The sequence below is a fragment of the Paraburkholderia sp. genome, assembly GCF_035656215.1.
In the GTDB taxonomy this organism is placed as follows: domain Bacteria; phylum Pseudomonadota; class Gammaproteobacteria; order Burkholderiales; family Burkholderiaceae; genus Paraburkholderia.
In genome coordinates this window covers 1-9,230 of record NZ_DASRSY010000260.1, presented here as the reverse complement: position 1 = coordinate 9,230, position 9,230 = coordinate 1, and the positions used below count along the sequence as shown (strand labels likewise).

General features: G+C 61.4%; 9 protein-coding genes. 5 read left to right on the top strand and 4 right to left on the bottom strand.

All coding sequences use genetic code 11. The annotated features are described in order from the left end of the window. Positions 1-577: 577 nt before the first annotated feature. Complete coding sequence (gene gltS, locus VFE81_RS14565) at positions 578-1,828, bottom strand: sodium/glutamate symporter (RefSeq protein ID WP_325045270.1); 1,251 nt, start codon at positions 1,826-1,828, stop codon at positions 578-580. Positions 1,829-2,079: 251 nt separating this feature from the next. On the opposite strand from gltS, the gene VFE81_RS14560 reads away from it, so the two are divergent. From VFE81_RS14560 to VFE81_RS14540, 5 genes are all read left to right on the top strand, one after another. Continuing rightward, positions 2,080-3,357, top strand: coding sequence for a NupC/NupG family nucleoside CNT transporter (locus VFE81_RS14560; RefSeq protein WP_325045269.1), 1,278 nt, complete (start codon positions 2,080-2,082; stop codon positions 3,355-3,357). A gap of 15 nt (positions 3,358-3,372) precedes the next feature. After that, positions 3,373-3,762 carry a cytidine deaminase gene (locus VFE81_RS14555; protein ID WP_325045268.1) on the top strand — a complete coding sequence of 130 codons (390 nt, stop codon included), beginning with the start codon at positions 3,373-3,375 and terminating at the stop codon, positions 3,760-3,762. Continuing rightward, entirely contained in the window at positions 3,759-4,724 is a 966-nt protein-coding gene (locus VFE81_RS14550; RefSeq protein ID WP_325045267.1) for a nucleoside hydrolase, read from the top strand. Before VFE81_RS14555 ends, VFE81_RS14550 begins: the two co-directional genes overlap by 4 nt. Before the next feature lie 287 nt (positions 4,725-5,011). Next, positions 5,012-5,947 (top strand): 2-dehydropantoate 2-reductase, encoded by a 936-nt coding sequence (panE, locus tag VFE81_RS14545; protein WP_325045266.1) that lies wholly within the window; start codon positions 5,012-5,014, stop codon positions 5,945-5,947. 58 nt (positions 5,948-6,005) lie between these two features. Further along, positions 6,006-6,305 carry a hypothetical protein gene (locus VFE81_RS14540; protein ID WP_325045265.1) on the top strand — a complete coding sequence of 100 codons (300 nt, stop codon included), beginning with the start codon at positions 6,006-6,008 and terminating at the stop codon, positions 6,303-6,305. Between the two features lie 67 nt (positions 6,306-6,372). Here VFE81_RS14540 and VFE81_RS14535 read toward each other — a convergent pair whose 3' ends face one another. From VFE81_RS14535 to VFE81_RS14525, 3 genes are all read right to left on the bottom strand, one after another. Beyond that, positions 6,373-7,419, bottom strand: coding sequence for an ABC transporter substrate-binding protein (locus tag VFE81_RS14535; protein ID WP_325045264.1), 1,047 nt, complete (start codon positions 7,417-7,419; stop codon positions 6,373-6,375). Between the two features lie 64 nt (positions 7,420-7,483). After that, a complete protein-coding gene (locus VFE81_RS14530) occupies positions 7,484-8,611 on the bottom strand; it encodes an FAD-binding oxidoreductase (protein WP_325045263.1) in 1,128 nt (375 codons plus the stop codon). Beyond that, positions 8,604-9,230 (bottom strand): (2Fe-2S)-binding protein (locus tag VFE81_RS14525; protein WP_325045262.1); only part of this gene is annotated, 627 nt, incomplete at its 5' end. The genes VFE81_RS14525 and VFE81_RS14530, both read right to left, overlap by 8 nt.

The window sequence follows — 9,230 nt, the reverse complement described above, 5'->3', positions numbered from 1 at the left end:
CAGCACAGCACAGCACAGCACAGCACAGCACAGCACAGCACAGCACAGCACAGCACAGCACAGCACAGCACAGCACAGCACAGCACCGTGCGGCAAAGCGCGGGGCGGAGCATGTCGCAAACAAAACGGCTCACCGGATTGCTCCGGCGAGCCGTTTTTTATTTTTGCCTTACACACGTTCGGAATTTTCGTGTGCATTTTGCAGTGTTGTCCAGTACAACTCGCAGACAGGAAGCGCCAGTTTCTCGGAATAAGTTTTTTTCAACCCCGTTGGAGACTGGCGCATGAAACATAACGCTCGCAAACGACCTATCCGTTCGCCACAATCGGATCACCGCCCGAAAGAGGCGGACGCGTCACGACTGCTACGGGCCGCCTCACAATCGCGGGTCAGGCGAAATCGGAGTGATTGCACATGCTCCGTTTGTGTATCTGCATCGGCGATCAGCCAGGAGTTATTGTCAAATCTGGTGTTTGCGAGGCGTGGCGTGATCAGGCGGCTGTGTGTCGGGGCACAGCTTGGCCGCGATAACCGTTGGCATTGGAAATGATCTGAGCTCGGCCGCGGCCGAGCCGTTTAATGAAAGATCGGCAACGCCAGATATCCCTTGATGACGATCGCATTGGCAATGTCGATAAAGAACGCGCCCACCATCGGCACCACCAGAAAGGCGAGATGCGAATGCCCGAAACGGGCCGTGACGGCTTGCATATTTGCAATGGCGGTGGGCGTGGCGCCGAGTCCGAAGCCGCAATGGCCGGAGGCGAGCACGACAGCGTCATAGTTGCGACTCATTACGCGGAATGTGACGAAGATCGCATAGAGCGCCATCAAAATGGTCTGCGCGACAAGAATCGAAACGACGGGCAGTGCGAGCGAGGCGAGGTCCCAGAGTTTGAGCGTCATCAGTGCCATCGCGAGGAACAGCGCGAGGCTCACGTTGCCGAGCAGGGCGACCGCGTGATCGATAACGGGCTTGCCCGCGAGCCCGAGTGCATTGCTTAGCAACACGCCGACGAATAGCACGCAGACAAAAGTCGGCAGCTCGATCGCCGTGCCGGCCAACACTTGCGAGAGCGCGTCGCCGGCCGCGAGGCTGATCGCGATCAATGCCAGCGTCTCGATGAACGCGGCTGGTGTGGTGGCTTGCTCCGCCTTCGGTTCTTCGAAGGCGAGCGGCGGTTCGGCGGGGCTATTGTCGTGGCTCTCGGAGTGGCTTTCTGCGTAGCTTCCTGCGTAGCTTCCTGCAGGAGAGATGTCTTTCCTGGCGACTTGCCGCATCAGCACGCGTGCCACCGGGCCGCCGAGAATGCCGCCCATCACGAGGCCGAACGTCGCGCAGGCGATAGCCGCTTCCGTTGCGGACTGAAGCCCGTGGTGTTCGGCGAACACCTTGCTCCATGCCGCACCGGTGCCATGGCCACCGGACAATGTGATCGAGCCGACCAGCAAGCCATAGAGCGGATCGATGCCCAGTACATAAGTGAGCGCGATGCCTACTGCATTTTGCAGTATCAGCAGGCCGATCACGAGACCGAGAAAACGCAGCAATAGCGGGCCGCCTGACTTGAGGCTGGCGAGGTTGGCGTTGAGGCCGATGGTCGCGAAGAATGCGAGCATCAGCGGCGTTTGCAGTGCCGTATCGAAGCGTACTTCAATATGGCTCGTCATGCGCAGGATCAACAGGACGATTGCCACCAGGAGTCCGCCGGCAACGGGTTCGGGAATCGTATAGCTGCGCAGCAGAGGGACCCACCCGACCAGCCTGTTCCCCAGCAGCAGAACCAGTGACGCCGTGACGAGTGTTCCATAGATACCGACGTTCATAGGCCACCTCGTTGAGCATGATTGATGGTCACAGCGAGGCGTCTGACGGCGTGTGGAGCGGCTACGGACCGAACGAGAAACGCCTATGGTGTGAGGGTACCTGAACGGAGTTGATCCAACAACGACTGCCGCGAGGTGAGATTGTTGCGGACCGTTTGGCGATCAGTATCGAAGCAAGGCCATATTTAAAGTTTTCTCCAGCATCGGTTTCGATTAGCATCATTGCCACTTTCACGAGAACACCAAGAGACATGGCACTGATCGCACGAAACTTCCTCGGGATTGCCGTACTGCTGCTGATCGCTTTCATCTTTTCGACCAACCGGCGCGCCATCCGCTTAAGGACTGTAATCGCGGCACTGCTTGCGCAGATCGGTATCGGTGCGTTCATTCTCTTCGTGCCATTCGGCAAGACGGTCCTCGCGGCCGCGGCGTCCGGCGTCAATCACGTCCTCGGCTATGGCAACGCGGGCATCGAGTTCCTGTTCGGCGGCCTCGTGCAATCGAAGATGTTCCAGGTCTTCGGCGACGGCGGTTTTGTTTTCGCCGTGCGGGTGCTGCCGGCCATCATCTTCGTTACCGCGCTGATTTCCGTGATGTACTACCTCGGCGTGATGCGCTGGATTGTGATCGTGCTCGGTACCTTGTTTCAGAAACTGCTCGGTGTTTCGAAGCTGGAATCTTTCTCGGCCGTAACCACGATCTTCCTGGGCCAAAGCGAAATGCCGGCCGTGGTCAAACCGTTCGTACGCGACATGACCGGCGCCGAACTGTTTGCGGTGATGTCGAGCGGTATGGCGGCGATTGCCGGTTCGGTGCTGGCCGGCTATGCGGGTCTCGGTGTGCGGGTTGAATATCTGCTGGCCGCGTCGTTCATGGCGGTGCCCGGCGGCTTGCTGTTCGCCAAGATCATTCACCCGACCACCGAACCGAGCCGGGTGCATCTTGAGAACCTCAGCTTCGACGAAAAACGTCCCGCGAATGTGATTGAAGCCGCGAGTTCAGGTGCGACAGTAGGCCTGAAAATCGCCGTGATGGTCGGCGCGATGCTGATCGCGTTCGTCGGCCTGATCGCGTTGCTTAACGGCATTGTGGGCGGTATAGGTGGCTGGTTTGGCCATCCGCAACTGTCGATGCAATCGGTGCTCGGCATGGTCTTCGCACCGCTCGCGTATCTGATCGGTGTGCCGTGGAACGAGGCCGCAATCGCTGGCAATTTCCTCGGGCAGAAGATCATCCTCAATGAGTTCGTCGCTTATGCGTCGCTGTCGCCGTATCTGAAAGATGCCGCAAGCGTGGGCGCGGCCGGACTGCAAGCACTCGATCCGCGTACCATTGCTATTCTGTCGTTTGCGTTGTGCGGCTTCGCGAACTTCGCGTCGATCGCGGTGCTGACGGGCGGCTTTAGCGCCGTCGCGCCGGAACGCCGCGCCGAAGTCGCGCGCTATGGCCTGCGTGTCGTGCTCGCCGCGACGCTCTCGAACCTGATGAGCGCCACGATTGCGGGCATCTTCCTGACGCTGAATTGAATCGAGGATCGTTGCATGAACATGGAACAACTGCTGGAACGCGCGGGTGTCGCGCGAGAAAAGGCTTATGCGCCTTATTCGAAGTTCAAGGTCGGCGCCGCGCTACTGACACAAGATGGCAAAGTATTCGACGGCTGCAACGTTGAGAATGCCTCGTACGGATTGTGCAATTGCGCTGAACGTACGGCCTTTTTCAGTGCAATTGCCGCGGGCTATCAGCGCGATCAGTTCGCCGCGCTTGCCGTGATCGGCGATACGGATGGGCCGATCGCGCCGTGCGGCGCGTGCCGCCAGGTGATCATCGAACTGGGCGGCCCGGAATTGCCGATCCGCCTCGGCAATCTGCATGGCGCGACCCGCGACACCACCGCGCGCGAACAATTACCGGATGCGTTCTACCTATGAGCAAGCACAAGGTTCTCTACGACACCGATCCCGGTGTGGACGATGCGATGGCGCTTGTTTTTCAGGCGTTGCATCCGGACATCGAATTGCTCGGTCTGACGAGCGTATTCGGCAATGCCACGATCGGGACCACCACGCGCAATGCGCGCTTCCTGGCCGGGCGGTTCGCGCCGGGCGTGCCGGTTGCGCAGGGCGCCGCCGCGCCACTCAAGCGCGCCGCGCCTGAGCCGCTTGCCTGGATTCACGGCGACAACGGCCTCGGCAACATCGCGATCGAAGCGGGTCCTGAAGCAGCGCTCGACGCACGTCCCGCGCACCGCTTCATCATCGACACGGTGCGTGCGCATCCGGGCGTTGTGACGTTGATCGCCGTAGGCCCGCTCACGAACCTGGCATTGGCGCTCGCCGACGATCCGCAGATCGCCTCGCTCGTCAAGCAGGTGGTCATCATGGGCGGCGCGTTCGGCACGGCCGGCGTGCTTGGCAACGTGACCCCCGCCGCGGAGGCGAATATTCTGGGCGACCCTGACGCCGCGGACATTGTGCTCGGCGCACGGTGGCCGGTCGCGATCCTCGGGCTCGACGTCACGCAGCGCACCATCATGAGCCAGGATTATCTGGCGTGGCTTCGCGATCGCGGCGGTGCAGCAGGGCAGTTCGTGTGGGACGTGTCGCGGCATTACGAGGCCTTTCACGAGCAAAGCGCGCAACTCAAGGGCATCTACGTACACGACTCGTCGGCGGTCACCTATGTACTGGCGCCGCATCTGTATACGACTCGCAGCGGCCCCGTGCGTGTGCTGACTGAAGGTATCGCGGTGGGCCAAACCATCCAGAAGCCTTCTACGATGCCGGTGCCCGCACCGGACTGGGACAAGCGGCCCGAATGCACAGTCTGCATCGACGTGGATGTGCCTGGGATGCTCGCGCTTTATGAGCGCACCATCTGCGGCACGCTGTAAGGCGACTTTCAACGCTACTGCGGGGTGTTCAGCGATCCCGGTCGCCGTGTCTCCTGTTACGGAGGCTTAGGCGCGTAGTGGACGACTGGCGGCCCGCAGATTGATCTGATGTAAGAACAACTCGGAAACAATGCGGTCGCGGTGCGCTGCAGCAAACCGGCCCGGCATTGTGGCCGATGCGCATCGTCAATCTTTGCTACATTCTGCACACGTGCTGCGTACGCGGTCCTCGAAGCCCTTGCTTATCGACCCGGCGTATGTGACCCAAATCTATCAAGAGGCCAAAGATGCGAATTCTAGTAGTAGGGGCGGGCGCCGTGGGCGGCTATTTTGGCGGACGTCTCGCAGCGGCGGGCCAGGACGTGACCTTCCTGGTGCGTCCCGGCCGTGCGGAAAAACTCGAGCGTGACGGTCTCGTCATCAACAGTGCGCGCGGCAATCTCACGTTGCGCGACGTCAAGACGATACTCGCCGGTGTCGGCGCGGAGCCGTTCGACCTGGTGTTGCTCAGTTGCAAAGCCTACAGTCTCGACGATGCGATCGATTCGTTCGCACCGCTGGTCGGCGAATCGACGCTGATTCTGCCGATGCTCAACGGCATGCGCCATATCGACGTGCTCAAGGAAAAGTTCGGTGCGTCACGCGTACTGGGCGGTCAGTGCGTGATCGCGGCGACACTCAGCCCCGAGCAGCACATCATGCATCTGAACGAAACGCATGCGATCACCTTCGGGGAACTGGACGACGGTACGTCGGAGCGCGTCCAGGCAATCGCGGACGCAATGGCAGACGCGAATTTCGATCCGGTGATCAGCGACAACATCCTGCTGCGCATGTGGGAAAAGTGGGTGTTCCTGGCCACCTTGGCGGCCGGTACGTGCTTGATGCGAGGTTCGGTCGGCGATATTCTGGCTGCGCCAGATGGCAAACGCATCATCGAGAACCTGCTCGGCGAGTGCCGTGGGGTTGCCGAGCACAACGGCTTTACGATGGGCCCGGACTTCGACGCTCGCGCGACCCAAACGCTTTTCACACCTTCGCCGCTGACGGCTTCGATGCTGCGCGACGTCGAAAACCACTCGCATACCGAGGCGGATCACATTCTCGGCGATCTGATTTCACGCGGCGGCGATGCGCAGAAGGGCGAGCACGGCTTGTCGCTGCTGCGTATCGCCTATAGTCATCTGAAGACGTATGAAGCGAGGCAGGCCCGTACGTCCTGAATGACGAAGCGTCTGGCGACGCGGATGGCCCCAGCAGTCCAAAGATCGGAGGTGCAGCATGCCGAGTCCAACCGGATCCGTACCCGCGCTCAGCGCGGCCTCGGCAACGATCTTCTCGATTGGCATCGTGTTTCTCGGCTACTGGGGCTTGTACGATCAGACGAAATGGCACGTCTCCGACGTCTTTGTTTTCGTGTTTGCCATGATCGGCTTCGGTTGCCTCGGGCTCGTGCCGTGGATGGCGACCAGCCCGGTCGAGCCGGAAACCAGCGACTCCCGCGTTCGTATCGCGCGGCACATGTTTCTTGTCGGTGTGCTGTCGATCTGGCTCGGGGTGGCGATTTCGGTGATCTTCTGACGCACGGCCCCAAATGAAAACGCGCGCCTTCAACGGGGCACGCGTTTTCTTTGATGCGCAGGCGGGCTTAACGCTCTATCTGCCTATTCCAGCGCGTATCCCACTGTGCGCGGTGCGCATTGATCGTGTCCCAGTCCACCACCGTCAATTTCTTCACCATATCGTCGACGTTGCCGAGGCTCTGCTGCATCGGCTGCGTCATCTTCGCGAGGCGGTTGGTCGGAATCTGTTTGCCGGCCTCGGCGGCTTTTGTCTGAACCGGTGCGGAGAGCAGGAACTGCGCGAGTTTCTGCGCCAATTGCGGATCGGGATTGTTGTTGACCACGCACAGATCGACCAGCAGCAAAACCGGCCCTTCCTTCGGATTCACGTAGCCGACCGGAATGCCCTTGTCCTGCAGATCGCTCACGGCAGTCGGTGTCAACGGGAACAGGCCCGCTTCGCCGGTCTGGACCATTTCGGAAATTTTCGCTGAATTCGGTACGTACTCCACCACGTTCGGTCCGACCGTGGTGGCCCATTTCGTGAAGCCTGGTTCGACGTTCTGCTCGCTGCCTCCCATCAAACGGTTGATCGCCAGGAAGCCGTGCAGGCCGAAGGTGCTGCTCGATGCCGACTGGAACACCACCTTGCCCTTGTACTTCGGATCGGCAAAGTCCATCCACGAGGTTGGCGGCGCCCAGCCTTTTTCAGCGAACAGCTTCTTGTTGTACGCGATGCCGGTCATACCGAGTTGCACGCCCGCGCCCATGTCGTCCTTCATGCGCGCGAACGGATAGAGTTCCTTGAGCACGGGCGTGTCGTCGAGCTTCTTGCACACGCCCACGCTGACCGCGCGCGCCATCACGCCGTCGTCGAGAAACACCACGTGGATTTGCGGATTCGCTTTGTTGGCGAGTAGCTTGGCGAGAATGTCCGACGAGGTGCCGGGCACCACGACCACTTTTACGTTGTTGGCTTTTTCGAAATCGGGCAAGACCTGGCTTGTATAGGCTTTTTCCATCGGACCGCCGTTCATGCCGATATAGATGGTCTTGGTCTCCGACCATGCCGGCGCGGCTGCACCGAACGCGCACAATGCGGCCAGCGCCGCGATCGTTTTGAACAGTTTCATTGAGAAGCTCCTGAGTTTCACTAAACGATAACGAGGCGATGACTAAGCGACGACTAGGTAATAGCTAGGCGACGGACGCCGCAGCAACCACAGCGAAGCGATTGATCGAAAAAGCATCGAGCGGTGTGGCCGTCGTGCCGTCGATCACAAGATCCGCGAGTATTTCGCCGACACCTGGCGCGAGCAGAAAGCCGCCGCCCGAAAAGCCGAACGCGTGCAACAGACGCGGCGTCGTGCGGCTCGCACCGATGATCGGATTGCTGTCCGGGGTTTCGCCTTCCACGCCGCTCCATGTGCGGATCAGCAACGCCTCGCGCAAGGCGGGCAGCAGGGCGCACGCATCGCGCATCACAGTGCGAGTGGTTTCCGTCGACGGTTGACCGTATTCGCCGTCGCCGTGTCCGCGTCCGCCGCCGATCACGCAATTGCCGCGCGCCACTTGTCGCGCGTAGATGCCGCCGCCGACCACGCCGAGGTTGTGCGTGATGAAAGGCGGCAGCGGCTCGGTGACCCACATGTTCGGGTAGATCGGTTTCATCGGCGCGGTTTCACCGAAGTAACCGGCAACCGTATTCGCCCACGCGCCCGCGGAATTGATCAGCCAGTCGGCGCTGATGCGCGTGTCGCCGGCCCGTAACTGGAAGCGCGTGCCGTCGTGATGGATTTCGGTCAGCTCCGTCTGCTCGTGCACGTCCGCGCCTGCGGCTCGCGCGGCACGCGCGAACGCGGGCGAGACAAGACGTGGATTCGCATGACCGTCGGTCGCACAAAGCGAGCCGCCGACCGCTGCAGCGCCCAGCCACGGATAGCGTCGCCGGAACGTGGCACCACTGATCAACTGCGCTTGCAGTCCGTGGCTACGCGCCATGTCCGCCCATGCTTCGAGCGCGGCAATATCGGCTTCACTGCGAGCGAGCCGCAAATGTCCCGACACGATGAATTCGCCGTCGATACCGATCAATTCCGGCAAGTGATCCCAGATGCGCCGTGCACGCATGCCGAGCGGCATCTGTTCGGCCGCTCGTCCCTGGACGCGAACGCCACCGTAATTCACGCCGCTTGCCTGCGCGCCGCAATAGCGCCGCTCGAACAGGCCCACGCGCAAGCCGCGCCGGGCCAGCGCCAACGCCGCAGACGAGCCGACCAACCCGCCGCCCGCAATCGCGACGTCGTAGTGCAGTGTGTCACTCATCGCGCGCCTCCTCGGGAATGTCGACGACGCCGTCGGCATACATCGCGGGCGATAGCGGAATCGGTTTGACCGGCGGCTGGCTGCGCAAACGGCCTACGGCTTCAGGCGGTTTGCCGGTTTCTTCCGCAAGCAGCGTCAATGCCGCTTCGCCACACATGCGTCCCTGGCAACGGCCCATGCCGACGCGAGTCAGCGCTTTCAGGCGATTGATCTCGTTCGCTTCGCCACCGCGGATGCAGCGTCGCAAGGTGCCCGCGTCGATTTCTTCGCAGCGGCATACGGTCATGTCGTCGGGCCATTGCGCCGCGCATTTTGCCGGCGGCGCAAAGGCTGCTTCGATACCTTGGCGAAAGACAGCGATACGTTGCAGGCTGCGGTCGAGGGAAGCCGCATCGCGCATGCCGGGGCTACGTGGATGCGCAATAACGAGATCGTCGAGTAGCGCCAACGCCGTGCGCCGGCCGGCGAGTTCGGCGGCGTCGGCACCGGCTATGCCGGCACCGTCGCCGGCAGCGTAGATGCCGCGTACTGAGCTACGGCCGGCGGCGTCGAGTTCGGGTAGCCAGCAGCGATTGTGGGCATCGAAATGGAAGCGGCAGCCGGCGAGATCGGCGAGTTG

What these genes read in the sequence shown, in the direction of transcription:
- gltS (WP_325045270.1), bottom strand. Translation starts at nt 1,828, where the DNA reads ATGAACGTCGGTATCTATGGAACACTCGTCACGGCGTCACTGGTTCTG.
- VFE81_RS14560 (WP_325045269.1), top strand. Translation starts at nt 2,080, where the DNA reads ATGGCACTGATCGCACGAAACTTCCTCGGGATTGCCGTACTGCTGCTG.
- VFE81_RS14555 (WP_325045268.1), top strand. Translation starts at nt 3,373, where the DNA reads ATGAACATGGAACAACTGCTGGAACGCGCGGGTGTCGCGCGAGAAAAG.
- VFE81_RS14550 (WP_325045267.1), top strand. Translation starts at nt 3,759, where the DNA reads ATGAGCAAGCACAAGGTTCTCTACGACACCGATCCCGGTGTGGACGAT.
- panE (WP_325045266.1), top strand. Translation starts at nt 5,012, where the DNA reads ATGCGAATTCTAGTAGTAGGGGCGGGCGCCGTGGGCGGCTATTTTGGC.
- VFE81_RS14540 (WP_325045265.1), top strand. Translation starts at nt 6,006, where the DNA reads ATGCCGAGTCCAACCGGATCCGTACCCGCGCTCAGCGCGGCCTCGGCA.
- VFE81_RS14535 (WP_325045264.1), bottom strand. Translation starts at nt 7,419, where the DNA reads ATGAAACTGTTCAAAACGATCGCGGCGCTGGCCGCATTGTGCGCGTTC.
- VFE81_RS14530 (WP_325045263.1), bottom strand. Translation starts at nt 8,611, where the DNA reads ATGAGTGACACACTGCACTACGACGTCGCGATTGCGGGCGGCGGGTTG.